Origin of the sequence: Bacteroides sp. An269 (genome assembly GCF_002159755.1) — a bacterium.
GTDB lineage: Bacteria > Bacteroidota > Bacteroidia > Bacteroidales > Bacteroidaceae > Phocaeicola > Phocaeicola intestinalis.
Genome location: NZ_NFJG01000031.1, coordinates 22,135 through 36,272, shown reverse-complemented (window position 1 = coordinate 36,272; position 14,138 = coordinate 22,135). Strand labels below are relative to the sequence as shown.

Here is a 14,138-nt window from a genome sequence, read left to right as displayed (position 1 = left end):
ATCTGACGAAGAACAGGAGCGGAAAGGACCAAAAAATCGCCCAAAGCACACACGAAAACGGATGCATCAAGCCAAGAAAAACTTTTTGGAGAAATTCAAAACAGCTTCTTAATCTGCGAAAAATCTGCGTTTCAATTATATTAATCTGTGTAATCTGTGGTGAGAAGCGACATTGCTTCGCGGGCGGTGTCGATGCAGTCGCCTTCCGCTTCAGCCTTGTACGGATTGTGCTGCAAGGTCCACGGCTCTTCCATGGCGTACCAGTCGATGTCCTGCATCTCTCCGCCGTCCAATACGCCTTGCAGCATTTCCCACCATGCCGCCCAACGCTTGTAGTAGAAGTCCTTCAAAATACCGTTCCATTCCTTGTGGGCATAGTCGCGCAAGCCGCCCTTATCGGCACACTCGCGGTTGCCCCATGTAGTGATTTGCACACGGGCATTCCATTCATACAAGTCTTTTTCTTCGGGTGTGTTGCCCACGCTGCGTGCCTGGTTTATCCAGCGTCCTACGCGGAATTCGCTACGGGTGGCAAGCAGGCGGTCTTGTGCCAGCAAGAGGTCGAGGAATTCTTTCGAATGGCGTGCATAGCTGCGCTTGTCAAAGCTCTTGAAGTCGGCTATCGCCCGATTGTAGACGATTCGTCCGCGGTCGGCAAGTGCCTGGCGCACGATGTCCACCAGGTCGTATTCGAAATTGTTGTTACCCCGGAACTTGTCGGCTGCTTCCAGCATCAGGCGTGCGGCGGCCTCGGTAGAGGTAGGGTCGTAATAGTTTTCCATCTTCGACCAGCTCGATACTTGGAAGTTGTTCATGCTGGGACGTCCGCAGAAGATGGATTCGTGAGGTCCTTGCTGGTTGTTTCCGAAGGGACAGTTGTAGATGCCGTCGGCAAGAATCATCCATGCTTGTTCTATCTTTTCGTCTTTTGCTCCATAGCGGGCAGCCAGATACTCTTTCAGCCAGCTTTCCTTGGTGATTTTCTCGGGACGCCACGGCAATTCGCACATCAGTTCGAATATCACCGGATTGTTTTCGCTGCCTTCCATGGTTAGGCCGATGCCTTTCAGGTGGGCGGCAAGCGGGTTGTTCTTGGTAAGGTAGAAGTTATTCAGCAGTTGATCCATGCGCCCGTGCAGTCCAACATTGGCTCCGAAGTTCTCCAGCATACAGAACAGCCAGTCGTGTTGCTCGTATCCTTTCTCGCGCTTCCAAATAGAAGGGATGCCCCACATGGGACGGCATTCGCTGAAGAGGTCAAGGATAAGCAGGTCGCCGTTCTTCAGGTTTTTCATCATTTCCGGACGCGGGTTCTCGGTCCAGCCTTGCACCACCCAGACGGCTTTCGGGTTGACCTGCTTCATCGCATCCATTACCGCCTTGCCGGCTGCATCGAAATCAACTTCTCCGGCATTCTCTAATTCGTGGAAAGGGTCCATTGAATAGTAGTTGGCTTTGCCGAAGAGTTTTTCTTGTTCCTCGTAATAGAGGGCGGCGATTTCGGCAAACCGCTTGTCGGTAGGCATTAAGAATGCCGGACGGGTAAAACCGTTCCACAATTCCGGTTCGGTCACGTTCAGTCCCAGTTTCTGGTGAGCGTCATGAGGAACCATGCCCGAGTATCCCGGCAGTACCGGCTCGATACCGTATTCGCGCATCCGTTTCAGGATTTTCTTTTGCAAGGCTTCCTGCTGCGTGTACCAACTGTCGGGATTCGGCCCGCCCCATCCTTCGAGGTTATTCATCGCCCACCAGGCAAGGAACGCCGGACCGGCAATGAAGCGGTTGGTTTCTTCTTTTGTGTAGCCCAGTTTGGCAAGCATGTTGCGCCATACACATTCCTGTCCCACGGCGGCAAGCGGAAGGTTGATGCCATGCAGTGCCATCCAGTCGATTTCCTTTTCCCAGCGTGCCCAGTCCCAGAAAGCCATGGTATACGAGTAGGTGCAATAGTTGAAGTCGTAGCGCAGGCTCAGGTTGGTTTCATGTCGTTCGGGCTTGGTGACGGGTGGGAGAGAAGCGGGCAGTTCTGCCGTCATGTTGTTCCACGAAAGGTGGATGCCGGCGTAGTATTTCAGGTACCAGTTCAGTCCGGAAGCAATGTTTACGTAGGTGTTTCCGCGTACCACAATTTTGTTTCCTTTTTGGTCCAATTCGAAGAAGTCGGTATCTGCGTTCTTCTGGAGCTGAATGATGAATTTTTTAGATGCTCCCGCTTCGATTCGTTCCAATAGTCCTTTGATAGGGTTTGCAAAAAGAGAGAAGGGAAGCAGGCACAACAAGCCTGCCAGCAAGAGGTTTCTGAGCTTCATATTATTACATTGTTTATAGGTTTTTGCAAATGTAATAAAAATGAACGAATGAACAAAGAAGCCGCATGGGGCTTTTCGCAATATGGATACCGTATTTTCCCAATAAACTGTAGGGGCGTATCGCATACGCCCGAAAACATCTACGTGGATTAGTTGACGCATTCGGGCGTATGCGATACGCCCCTACATGGGATGTTTGCGGAATTTATATTCCGTCATTCATTTTTGGATTGTATACGATGATGCAAAAGGGAAGAACCAGGCTTATTCCCCTGCATCAGGTGCATGGCTTCGTGCATATAGGCAGCTGTGTTGCCGGATGCATATCAGTCCTTCCCTCAGTCCTGATAGGTAGGACTGTAGTCCTAGTATATAAGGACTGCAGTCCTGGCACGTTAAAACAGCAGTACTGGTTCATCGGGACTGGCAGGACAGCCGTTGTCTTTGCCTATGCAGCTACTGTTTACTTTGGAATCATTCGTATTTTATGTTTTCTTTTCAATTCATCTGAGAATTCCGCATAGAGAGCTACGGGACCCAAGTGCCAAAGCTTCGTAGTTTCCTCTGCCAGTCTTTTGTAAGTATCCGAACTATAAAACCGGTAAAGAGCTGTTCGAAGTGGTATCTTTTGGTCATTAGCGTATATCTGCGCTACCCGGCTTACTTTTCCCGGCAACAGTAAATACAGATTTTGGTTGGTAATTTCTAAGTTCATCCTTTCACCTCCTTTGCTTCTTTAAATATGAGATAATGCAGGGAACATTCCGTATGGAACAGCCATTGGTCAACAAGCACGTATGTCTTCAACTCATTGATTAGCTCCGTTTTGTTCAACAATCCACCTTCATATAAGGCAAAAGCGGCATACACACGGTCGTTGGCCACAGGACCTATCACGATGTCATGATGATGTTCAAAGTCCTTGTCCATGCGGTTAGCCATTACGAAATCTAACCACTGCTCTGTAGGTGACGTAAAATGGAGAACGTCTAACTGTGTGCGATATGTTTCGTCCAGTTCATAGACATTGACGTAACCTGTGCCGCTTTTTTGTCCCAATTTGCGTTTTACCCAAAGCGTAGCCTGCCTTTCTGAAGTTGTCGTATAGAAACCGCTTCCGTAGTCTAACGCCCTGTTGGTTCTTCTTATTTCAGGCTTCTTCACCTGTTCTATACTGCCGTGATAAAGTATCATTTCTTCGCTTCGCTTTTTCGTCTGTCTATCAGTTCTTCTATCTCATCCATTAGCCATTGATGACTTTGCGTGTGAAGCACCTCAAAATTGTCTTCCAAATAAGGCAATACGCCATATCGTTCAAACAAGGTAGCGACTTCTTCACCACTCATTTGATGCTTGTTCTTGTACTGTTCAATGCAGAACGACAAGAAATAGGCTATGTCAAGTTCTTTATCTTTCTTATCGGTTTTCATTTCTTCATCATATTAACGTGTAGCTTAAACAAACATTCCAATAAACACATCATGATATGGAAAAGGAAGAGGGGAGACTGATAACCGCTTAGAAGAACTTTGTGTCTTCGCCTAGGATGTCGGAAAGAAGCAGGTTGGCAAGACGGCTGGTCCCGAGGCGGAACAGTTCATTGGTAAGCCATTCCTTGCCCAACAGTTCTTTTACGATAGTATAATATACCACTGCATCATGTACCGTGTTGATGCCTCCGGCAGGTTTGAATCCTACTTTGCGTCCGGTCTCCAGGAAGTATTCCTTGATTGCCTGGCACATCACGAAAGCTGCTTCGGGAGTGGCGGCGGGCTTTTCTTTTCCGGTAGAAGTCTTGATGAAATCGGCTCCTGAATACATGGCGAGGATAGAGGCTTTCTTGATGTTTTCGGCAGAGCCTAATGCGCCCGTTTCGAGGATTACTTTCAGGTGCTTTTCACCACACACGTCTTTCAGTTCCTGTATCTCGTCGCACATGCCTTCATAGTCGCCGCTGAGGAACTTGCCTACCGGAATCACGATGTCTATCTCGTCGGCTCCGGCGTGGAGCGCCATGGCGGTCTCTGCTATTTTCACTTCGGTGAATGTCTGCGAGGAAGGAAAGCCTCCCGATACGCAGGCTATCTTCACGTCATCGGCTTCCAGCGTGTCGTGCACGATTTCCGCCATGTTGGGGTAGACGCAGATAGCTGCTACGTTCTTCAGGTCGGGGTGTTCGTCATCGAAGGCATTGACCCGTTCGGTGAACTTCATGACACTTGTTTCGCTGTCCGTACATTTCAGCGTGGTGAGGTCGATGCAATGGAAGAGGAACTTCTTTACTTCGGGCGTGTCGTTTTCCGCCGCGTATTTCTCGATAATGTGGGCGGTCTTTGCCGCGATGTCCTCGTCTTTTAATGCCGTGTTGTATTTTCCCAATGCCATGTCATACTTGCTGGGTTGGTTCAGGTGCTCTTTGTCTTCCATATCCAAGTTTTGGAAGAGTTCGCTTTCAAATTCTTCATTCTTGCTCATGTCGTTTTCAATTTTGGGTTGTTTTGATGTCTTTCTTTATCGCGTGCTGTTTTCTTTTCCAGGTTCTTCCGGAAAGCTTCGGTCAGGTTCACGCCCGTTTGGTTGGCAAGGCAGAGCAGTACCCAAAGTACGTCTGCCATCTCGTCGCCCAGGTCGTGTTTCTCGCCTTCCTTGAACGACTGGTCGCCATAGGTGCGTGCCATGATGCGTGCCAGTTCGCCTACTTCCTCGGTCAGTACCGCCATATTGGTCAGTTCGCTGAAGTAGCGTACGCCGTAGGTCTTTATCCAGTTATCGACTGTTTTCTGTGCTTCTTCGATTGTCATAATTATTTAGTTGACAAGTTAACGAGTTGACAAGGGAACAAGGTCTTGAATTGTTATGCAAGGTATTTAGAGCCTTGTTAACTCGTCAACTTGTTACCTTGTCAACTGGATTGTTTTTTATTCCTTATTCTTCGTATCCATACATATCGTGACGGGACCGTTGTTCAGCAATTCTACTTTCATGTCGGCTCCGAATTCGCCGGTACCTACCTGCTTGCCTAAGGCGATGCTCAGTTCGTTGCAGAAGTATTCGTAGAGAGGAATGGCGGTTTCGTGCTTGGCGGCGCGGATGTACGAAGGACGGTTCCCCTTCTTGGTAGAAGCCATCAGGGTAAACTGGCTGACGACGATGATATCGCCTCCTGCTTCCAGAATGGATTTGTTCATCATTCCGTTCTCGTCATCAAATACACGCAGGTTGACGATTTTCTTGCATAGCCAGTCTGCATCTTCTTGTCCGTCGGCTTCCTCGATGCCAAGCAGGACGAGGAAGCCTTCCTTAATAGCCGATCTGCACGTCCCGTTGATGGTGACTGATGCATGGCTTACACGTTGGATTACTACTCTCATATCGGTTTTTAGGTTTTTCGCAAAGATAATGATTCTTATTCAATTCTCTGGTATGAAACTTGTATGAAACATGAAGAACTTCTATATTTGCGGAAGGGGTAATTATTTTTTTAGTTTACAGAAAATTGATTTTGTTATGAACATGAAGTTTTTATTTGTTGGGGTTTGTATGCTATTGTCTGTATTGTGTAGCGCAGCACAGACATTGTCACCAGAAGAAAAGTGCCGGTTGATTGTAACGACAGATTTAGGGGGCACTGACCCTGATGACATCCAATCGATGATTCATTTGTTGGTATGCTCGAATGTAATCGATATTGAAGGGTTGATCAGTTCACAGGTATGGATGGACGATCCGGATAAGACAGAGAAACTGGAAGATGTCGTTCGGAAGTTTGGAGAAGTCTTGCCACGCTTGAAAAAGCATGCAGCAGGATATCCGGATTTAGATTATCTGTTGTCATTGGTTAAACGGGGACAAGCAAAATCGAATATGGATGGAGTAGGAGAAGGCAAAGATTCTCCTGGCTCTGAACTGATAATTTCAGCTGTAGATAAGGCTGGAGACAAACGTCCGGTTTGGGTTGCAGCATGGGGTGGAATGAATACAGTAGCACAAGCTATATGGAAGGTAAAACATACCCGGACCGAAAAAGAACTTGAACGTTTCATAAACAAGCTACGTATTTATGATGTCTTAGGGCAAGATGATGCCGGCGCGTGGATTGCTCATAATTTTCCAGAGATTGTATATATCCGGAATAAGGAAGTGTATGGATGGGCACCATCTGATGAGTGGACAGACGAGCATATTCAATGCTGTATGCCTTTGGGTGTATATTATCCCGACCGGATGTGGGCAACGGAAGGTGATAGCCCTTCTTTTCTATATGTGTATGCCAATGGACTGAACGTTCCGGATAGTTTGGAGTATGGAGGCTGGGGAGGCCGGTTTTCTAAGAAAAAAACAATGGGTGTACGGGGTATGGATTTTATAGAAAAGAGCGGAAAAGACGAAACGCAGTACGACCCTTATGGTGTGTATGCAAGTACATCCGAAGGTGTTGGAAGTATAAATAAGTGGCAGAAGCAGATATGGAATGATTTTGCGGCACGTATGCTGTGGACTTCTACAGATAAGTTTGAGGATGCCAATCATCATCCGTTGGCGGTATTGGATGGGGATGCATCTTTACATTGTGTATTCCGTAGGGTAAAAGCAGGAGATGTTTTGTGCTTTGATGCTTCTGCATCGAAAGATGTAGATGGGAATGAATTGCATTACAAGTGGACAATTTATGAAGCCCCCAGCACTTATAAAGGGAGTATGCTACTTGATGGAGATTCTTCTGCTCAATGTACCTTACAAATTCCGACAGATGCTTCGGGTAAAAGTATTCATTTGATTCTGGAAGTTACAGATAATGGTATGCCAGCATTGACGGCATACCGTCGAGTTGTGTTGAATGTGGAATAATGAAGCCCAATCGGATTTTTCAGATACGGTAGAAAGTATACAGGCACAGAGCTTTTGGAAAATATTTCCGAAAAGCTCTGTGTATTGTTAGACTCGTTTCACAAAGTCTCTTTGATGGTTTGCGCCACGCTCATCCCTACCACTTCGGCGAGTTCTTCCAGCGAGGCTTTCTTGATGCGTGCCACGCTCTTGAAATGTTTCAGCAGCGCTTCCTTACGCATTTTGCCTACGCCCTTGATGCCGTCCAGTGCCGAGGCAATCTGGCTTTTGCTCCGCTTGTCGCGGTGGAAAGTGATGGCAAAGCGGTGGACTTCATTCTGTATGTTTTCCAATAAGTGGAAGAGGGGAGTCCCCTGCTTGAGCCCGATGTTTCTGGGTGGAAAGCCGAAGAGAATTTCCGAAGTGCGGTGCTTGTTGTCTTTGGCAAGTCCGGCTATCGGGATATGCAGACTGAGTTCGTCTTCGATGACTTGGCGCACCACTTCCATCTGTCCTTTGCCGCCATCGGTTAGAATCAGGTCGGGCAATTCTCCTTGCTCTTCCAGAATGCGTGTGTAGCGGCGGCGTACCACTTCTTGCATCGAAGCATAATCATCGGGACCTACTACTGTCTTGATGATGTATTTTCGGTAGTCCTGTTTGCTGGGGCGTCCTTTCTTGAATACCACGCAAGCCGCTACGGCATCCGCTCCCTGGATGTTGGAATTGTCGAAGCATTCGATGTGCAGGGGCATCTTGTCCATGTGCAGTTGTTCCTGGATTTCCTTTAGCAGACGGACACTGCGTTGTTCGGGATTCAATTTTTCGGCTTGCTTCAGCCGGTCTACTTTGTATTGCTTTACGTTGAGGATGGACAACTCCAGCAGATGCTTCTTGTCGCCCCGCTGGGGAATGGTGAAAGTTACGTCTTCCATTTCCAAATCTAACTCAAACGGCACGATGATTTCTTTCGACTGGCTTTTGTAGCGTTCGCGCATTTCTACGATGCCCATCTCCAGCAGTTCTTCTTTTGTTTCCTCCAGCCGCTTTTTGTATTCGAACGTGAAGGCTTGGTTGATACACCCGTTGGTGATGTGCAGATAGTTGATGTAGGCGGATTGCTCGTCGTCTTCGATGGAAAAGACATCGATGTTGTGCAGCACCGAACTTACCACTTCGCTTTTCGACCGGTAATTCTCAATCAGCTCGTATTTCTCTTTGATGAGCTGTGCTTCTTCAAACCGCATTTCATCGGCAAGCCGCATCATTTCCTGCATCATCCCTTGGCTCACTTTTTGCGTGTTTCCCTTTAGCAGTTCTTTAATGGATGCAATGTTTGCCATATATTCTTCGTGCGATTGCGCTCCTATGCAGGGACCTTTGCAATTCTTGATGTGATATTCCAGGCAGACCCTGAATTTGCCCGCCTGAATGTTTTCGGGTGTGAGAGCCAGGTGGCAAGTACGGAGAGGGTACAGTCTCTTGATAAGGTCGAGCATGGCTTGCATGGAAGGGAAATGGGTATAAGGTCCGAAGTAGGTGGAACCGTCGCGCACAATCTTCCGTGTCTTGAACACACGCGGAAAGTATTCGTTGCTTACGCAAATGGAAGGATAGCTTTTGTCATCTTTCAGCAAGACGTTGTAGCGGGGCTTGTATTTCTTGATAAGGTTGTTTTCGAGCAGGAGCGCATCTTCTTCCGTGTTTACCACGATGTAGCGTATGTCGGCTATCCTGCTCACCAGAATACGGGTTTTTGCCGAGTGGTGGTCTTTCGAAAAATACGAGTAGACACGGCGCTTCAGGTTCTTTGCCTTCCCCACATAGATGATGGTTCCCTCTGCATTCAGGTATTGGTAGATGCCCGGGCTGGTTGGCAGGTTCATTACGATTCCCCGCAAGTATTCGTTGGTCTTCAGTTCTTCCATTTTCGTAGTTCGTTTGAGGTGACTAGTTGACTAGGTACTAGGTACTAGGTCTTAGATACTAAAGCTTTCTTCGCCACATCAATGGAGGTATTAAAACCTAGTCCCTAGTACCTGGTTAACTAGTCCCTGCTGATTATAATTGCAAGAGGGTAGTCACTTCCACGTCTTCGGGGAATGCCTTACGCCCGTTCAGCCCTTTCAGCTCAATGACGAAGTTGATGTAGGCTTGCTTGGCTCCGCATTTCTTAACCAGCCGATGAGTAGCCGCCATGGTGCCTCCCGTGGCGAGCAGGTCATCGTGAAGAAGCACTACATCGTTTTCATCGATGGCATCGCGATGGATTTGGATGGTATCGGTTCCGTATTCTTTGGCGTAGGTCTCTTCGATGACTTCGGCGGGAAGCTTGCCCGGCTTGCGTGCCATGATGAAACCGGCGCCTAACCGTGCCGCCAAGGCTCCGCCAAGAATAAAGCCTCTCGACTCGATGCCTACTACTTTGGTGATGCCTTTGTCCTTGTACATCTCGTACAATTCGTCGATGAGCCCTTGCAGGCACTCCGCATTTTTAAAGAGCGTGGTTACGTCGTAGAACAAGATTCCCGGCTTGGGGAAGTCTGGGATTTCTCTTAGATTTTTTCTTAATGTTTCTTTGTTCATAGCCAGTGTTTTATGATTGTTTCTTAAACTTGTTGTTTCACGTGAAACATTGTGCTTTACCTGCCCAGCAGGACAAGGAGCACGTTGATGTCGCTGGGCGAGATGCCCGGTATGCGGCTTGCCTGTGCCAGCGTCTCGGGATCTATCTTGATAAGCTTCTGACGTGCTTCGGTGGAGAGCGAGTTCAGGTTGGCATAGTCGAACCGTCCCTTTATCTTGATGCTTTCCAGCCGGTGTATCTTGTCGGCTATCATCCGTTCGCGGTCGATGTAGCCTTGGTATTTTATCAGCACCTCCGCGGCTTCGAGGGTTTCTTCTTTCCGGTCGGTCACTTTATCCAGTTCGGCTTGGAAGGCGGGGATGTGCGGCGCGATGTTTTCGATGGTGATTTGCGGACGGCTCAGCAAGTCGATTAACTTGCATCCGTGGGCAAGCCTTGCCGTGCCCAGACTCTCCAGCGTGTCGTTGATTTTATCAGCTTTGATGGAGTAGGTCTTGGCAAACTCTACCAGATGCTGTATCATTTCCCGCTTGCGGCAAAGCATGTCGTAGCGGTCGCGCTTGGCAAGGCCGAGGCGGTAAGCCCGTTCGGTAAGGCGCATGTCGGCATCGTCCTGACGGAGCAAGATGCGGTATTCGGCGCGTGAAGTGAACATGCGGTAAGGCTCGTCCACGCCTTTCGTCACAAGGTCGTCTATCAGCACGCCGATGTATGCCTCGTCCCTTCCCAATACGAACGGTTCGCTTCCGGTGCAGTTCTGGTGTGCGTTGATGCCGGCAATGATGCCTTGCCCGCCTGCCTCTTCGTATCCGGTAGTGCCGTTCACTTGTCCGGCGAAGAACAGGTTCTTGATGACCTTCGATTCCAGCGTATGCGTGAGCTGGGTGGGGTCGAAATAATCGTATTCGATGGCATAGCCCGGGCGGTAAGCCACTACGTTGCGGAAGCATGGTATCTTACGCAGGGCGGCAAACTGGATGTCCATCGGGAGCGAAGACGAGAAGCCGTTCAGGTAAAGCTCGTGGGTCGTTTCGCCTTCGGGTTCCAGGAAAAGCTGGTGTTGCGGCTTGTCGGGGAAGGTCACGATTTTGGTCTCGATGCTGGGGCAATAGCGCGGACCGATGCTTTGGATTTGCCCGTTGTAGAGAGGAGAGTCGGCAAGCCCGCTCCGCAATACGGCGTGTACTTCCTCGTTCGTATAACATGTCCAGCATTGCAATTGCTTCAGGTGGCGCGGTTCGTTCATGAACGAGAAGCTATGGAAATCGTTTTCCCCGTCTTGTGTCTCCATGAGCGAGAAGTCTACGCTCCGTGCGTCGATGCGTACGGGGGTACCTGTCTTCATCCGTCCGGCGGTAATGCCGTGCCGGGTGATGGATTCAGTCAGGTGATACGAAGCCGGTTCGGCGCACCGTCCTCCGGCGAGCATCTTGCGTCCGATGTGCATCAGCCCGTTCAGGAACGTGCCTGCGGTAAGGATGACACACCGTGCGTGGAAGGTGACACCCCAGCAGGTGACCACACCTTTCACTTCTCCGTCTTCCACGAGCAGTTCTTCTACTGTGTCTTGCCAGATATGCAGGTTGGGGATGTTTTCCAGTATCTCGCGCCAGGTCCAGATGAACTTCGCCCGGTCGCACTGGGCGCGGGGACTCCACATGGCAGGTCCTTTCGAGCGGTTGAGCATCCGGAACTGGATAGCGGTGCGGTCGGTCACGATTCCCATATAGCCTCCCAGTGCGTCAATTTCCCTTACGATTTGGCCTTTGGCGATTCCGCCCACGGCAGGGTTGCAGCTCATCTGGGCAATCTTGTTCATATCCATCGTAATGAGGCAGGTCTTCGAGCCAAGGTTGGCTGATGCCGCCGCAGCTTCGCATCCGGCATGTCCCGCCCCGATTACAATCACGTCGTAGTTAAAATCCATTCGTCTTTACATTTTAATATACGGCACAAAAATACGAAAAAAAGGTGGGTTAAGCTATGGAATAAGGGAAAAAGAGAAAGAGATTTACTTGCGTCGCCCGATGCATATAGTTGCTCGGTCCTTCGGATGCCAGTCCTCCCTAAATCCTAATAGGCAAGGACTGCAGTCCTATATATGCAAGGACTGGAGTCCTGATGTGTTAGGATTGCGGTCCTGACTGCATAGGACTGGAGAGTTGATTAATTGCATAGGTGGACATGGCTCTATGCGTTTGTATAAACACCACTCTCTGCGCTTTTGCATCTCTGTGTTCCATTAAGAGTGGTGTGTGATTAAAAGATGAACACAGAGGCACAGAGCCACGGAGAAATAAATAGAGAAAGGACAAAGAACGCCGAACCAAATCTTTTCTACGTGAGCTTTGTTCTCTCAAAAAATAGAACTCTGTGCCTTTGTGTCTCTGTGTTCCATTCTATTTTTCGCAAACCAATTTTGTTCTACTATATTGTGGTGAGTTTCATCTTTCCATCTCCGCCAGCAGGGCGAGTGCCTTGTTCTCGGCGGCTTCCATGATTTCGCGCTCACCCGGGCCCTTGTCGTTGATGCCGCACAGGTGCAGGATGCCGTGGATGATGACCCGGTGCAGCTCGGTTTCATACGGGGCATTGAATTGTTCGGCATTGGTGCGCACCGTGTCGAGGCTGATAAACAGGTCGCCCGCAATGCGGTTTCCTTCGGAATAGTCGAAGGTGATGATGTCGGTGTAATAATCGTGTTGCAGGTATTGGCGGTTCACCTCCAATATCTTCTCATCGGAGCAGAAGATGTAGGCTATTTCTCCCACCTTCTTCCCATACGTTTGGGCGACGGCTTTCACCCATTCTGTAGTCTCTCTTTTCTTGATGTGGGGCATTTCCACCCCCTCGGTCTGATACGTAATCATAGTTGGCTTGTTTAAGTTATCGTATTGAAACTCAGATTTTCGCCGATTAACGCGGATTTCTTATATGAAATAAACAGATAGTCATCTGTGAAAATTTGCGAAACTCTGCGTTTTATTAAATCAGAAGAATAAATAGCAAACGAATATCGCAGCAAGGATGCCTGCAAAGTCGGCAAGCAAGCCGCAAGGCACGGCATGGCGGGTCTTCGCTACACCCACGCTCCCGAAATACACCGCAAGGATGTAGAATGTGGTGTCGGTAGAGCCTTGGAAGATGCATGCCAATCGTCCTACGAACGAATCGGCTCCGTAGGTGCTCATGGCATCCACCATCAATCCGCGCGCCCCGCTTCCGCTCAACGGTTTCATCAGAGCCGTAGGAAGCGCGCCTACGAAATCGCTATCCAGCCCGCACATCTCTACCAGTGAGGCGATGCCTTGAGTCAAGTAATCCATACACCCCGAAGCACGGAACACGCCGATAGCCACCAGTATCGCCACCAGATACGGAATGATGCGCACGGCGGTGGTGAATCCCTCTTTCGCTCCTTCGATGAATGCATCGTACACATTCACTTTCTTGCGGATGCCCGCCAAGATGAAACCGATGATAATCACAAATAGGAAAACATTGGCAAAGGTGGTAGAGTAGAGGTCGATTTGGTCTTGCGACAAGGTGCTGAAGAACCAGATGATGCCTGTTATGAATGCGATTGCTCCTCCTAAAAAGAGCAGAATCGTGCGGTTCAAAAGGTTGATGCGCTGGTAAAGAGCCACGGCAATGATACCGGCAAGGGTGGAAATAAAGGTGGCGATGAGTATCGGCACGAATACATCGGTGGGTTGTGCCGCCCCCAGCTGGGCGCGGTAGACCATGATGCTGATAGGTATCAGGGTCAGTCCCGAAGTGTTTATCACCAGGAACATAATCATCGGGTTGGTGGCGGTATCTTTCTTCGGATTCAGTTCTTGCAAGCCTTCCATGGCTTTCAGTCCGAGGGGCGTGGCGGCATTGTCCAATCCCAACATATTGGCCGCCATGTTCATAAAGATGCTTCCCGTTACGGGATGCCCTTTGTGAATATCTGGAAAGAGTTTGGAAAACAAAGGGCTAAGCACGCGCGAGAAAAGGGCGATGACTCCGCCTTGCTCGCCAATGCGCATGATGCCCATCCAAAGTGCCAGCACACCGGTCAGCCCGAGGGAAATCTCGAATGCCGACTTGGAAGAGGCAAAGGTGGAGTTGATGATGTCGGGGAATACCTCCGCGTCACCAAAGAATACCAGCCGTATTGTGGCAACAATAAAAGCCAGCACAAAGAAAGCAATCCAGATGTAGTTCAGAACCATAGTCTTATTGTTTTGTCAAGTAAGCAGATGTCTTTATGAAACGCAGATTAGCGCAAATTTTCGCAGATTATTATTTCCCCTATCTGTGAGAATCTGCGTTAATCTGCGTTTTAAAGTTGGAAACATAAAGATTTGTGCCTCATTTTCTGTTATTAAAATTCTCCGCAAAAGTAAAGAATTAATTCCGAAAAT

12 protein-coding genes are annotated in these 14,138 nt (G+C 48.9%); 1 reads left to right on the top strand and 11 read right to left on the bottom strand.

The genetic code is table 11. The features are described from left to right. Window positions 1–140 precede the first annotated feature (140 nt). From B5F71_RS08235 to dtd, 6 genes are all read right to left on the bottom strand, one after another. Window positions 141–2,312: an alpha-N-acetylglucosaminidase gene (locus tag B5F71_RS08235; RefSeq protein ID WP_087209157.1), complete on the bottom strand. Its 2,172-nt coding sequence runs from the start codon at window positions 2,310–2,312 to the stop codon at window positions 141–143. A 711-nt stretch (window positions 2,313–3,023) separates the two neighbouring features. Further along, complete coding sequence (locus B5F71_RS08225; RefSeq protein ID WP_087209154.1) at window positions 3,024–3,506, bottom strand: DUF3990 domain-containing protein; 483 nt, start codon at window positions 3,504–3,506, stop codon at window positions 3,024–3,026. Further along, the gene (locus tag B5F71_RS08220) at window positions 3,503–3,742 is read right to left on the bottom strand and encodes a DUF3791 domain-containing protein (RefSeq protein ID WP_013618368.1); all 240 of its coding nucleotides are present in this window, start codon (window positions 3,740–3,742) and stop codon (window positions 3,503–3,505) included. Before B5F71_RS08220 ends, B5F71_RS08225 begins: the two co-directional genes overlap by 4 nt. Window positions 3,743–3,830: 88 nt before the next feature. Further along, window positions 3,831–4,739 carry a deoxyribose-phosphate aldolase gene (deoC, locus tag B5F71_RS08215; protein WP_087209165.1) on the bottom strand — a complete coding sequence of 303 codons (909 nt, stop codon included), beginning with the start codon at window positions 4,737–4,739 and terminating at the stop codon, window positions 3,831–3,833. Window positions 4,740–4,783: 44 nt separating this feature from the next. Beyond that, window positions 4,784–5,113, bottom strand: coding sequence for a nucleotide pyrophosphohydrolase (locus tag B5F71_RS08210; protein ID WP_022040543.1), 330 nt, complete (start codon window positions 5,111–5,113; stop codon window positions 4,784–4,786). Window positions 5,114–5,230: 117 nt separating this feature from the next. After that, window positions 5,231–5,683, bottom strand: coding sequence for a D-aminoacyl-tRNA deacylase (gene dtd, locus B5F71_RS08205; RefSeq protein ID WP_087209152.1), 453 nt, complete (start codon window positions 5,681–5,683; stop codon window positions 5,231–5,233). A 136-nt stretch (window positions 5,684–5,819) separates the two neighbouring features. Here dtd and B5F71_RS08200 point away from each other — a divergent pair, with 136 nt between their 5' ends. Next, a complete protein-coding gene (locus B5F71_RS08200) occupies window positions 5,820–7,160 on the top strand; it encodes a nucleoside hydrolase-like domain-containing protein (protein WP_239414030.1) in 1,341 nt (446 codons plus the stop codon). Between the two features lie 98 nt (window positions 7,161–7,258). Here the strand turns inward: B5F71_RS08200 and uvrC are convergent, their stop codons facing one another. The 5 genes from uvrC to B5F71_RS08175 form a co-directional block, all read right to left on the bottom strand. Then, a complete protein-coding gene (gene uvrC, locus B5F71_RS08195; protein ID WP_087209149.1) occupies window positions 7,259–9,067 on the bottom strand; it encodes an excinuclease ABC subunit UvrC in 1,809 nt (602 codons plus the stop codon). 133 nt (window positions 9,068–9,200) lie between these two features. Beyond that, complete coding sequence (locus B5F71_RS08190) at window positions 9,201–9,725, bottom strand: adenine phosphoribosyltransferase (RefSeq protein WP_013618373.1); 525 nt, start codon at window positions 9,723–9,725, stop codon at window positions 9,201–9,203. A gap of 56 nt (window positions 9,726–9,781) precedes the next feature. Next, window positions 9,782–11,653, bottom strand: coding sequence for a tRNA uridine-5-carboxymethylaminomethyl(34) synthesis enzyme MnmG (gene mnmG / locus B5F71_RS08185; RefSeq protein WP_087209146.1), 1,872 nt, complete (start codon window positions 11,651–11,653; stop codon window positions 9,782–9,784). A gap of 517 nt (window positions 11,654–12,170) precedes the next feature. Further along, entirely contained in the window at window positions 12,171–12,596 is a 426-nt protein-coding gene (gene ybeY / locus B5F71_RS08180) for an rRNA maturation RNase YbeY (protein WP_087209145.1), read from the bottom strand. 120 nt (window positions 12,597–12,716) lie between these two features. Further along, window positions 12,717–13,946, bottom strand: coding sequence for a spore maturation protein (locus tag B5F71_RS08175; RefSeq protein ID WP_087209142.1), 1,230 nt, complete (start codon window positions 13,944–13,946; stop codon window positions 12,717–12,719). Window positions 13,947–14,138: the final 192 nt, after the last annotated feature.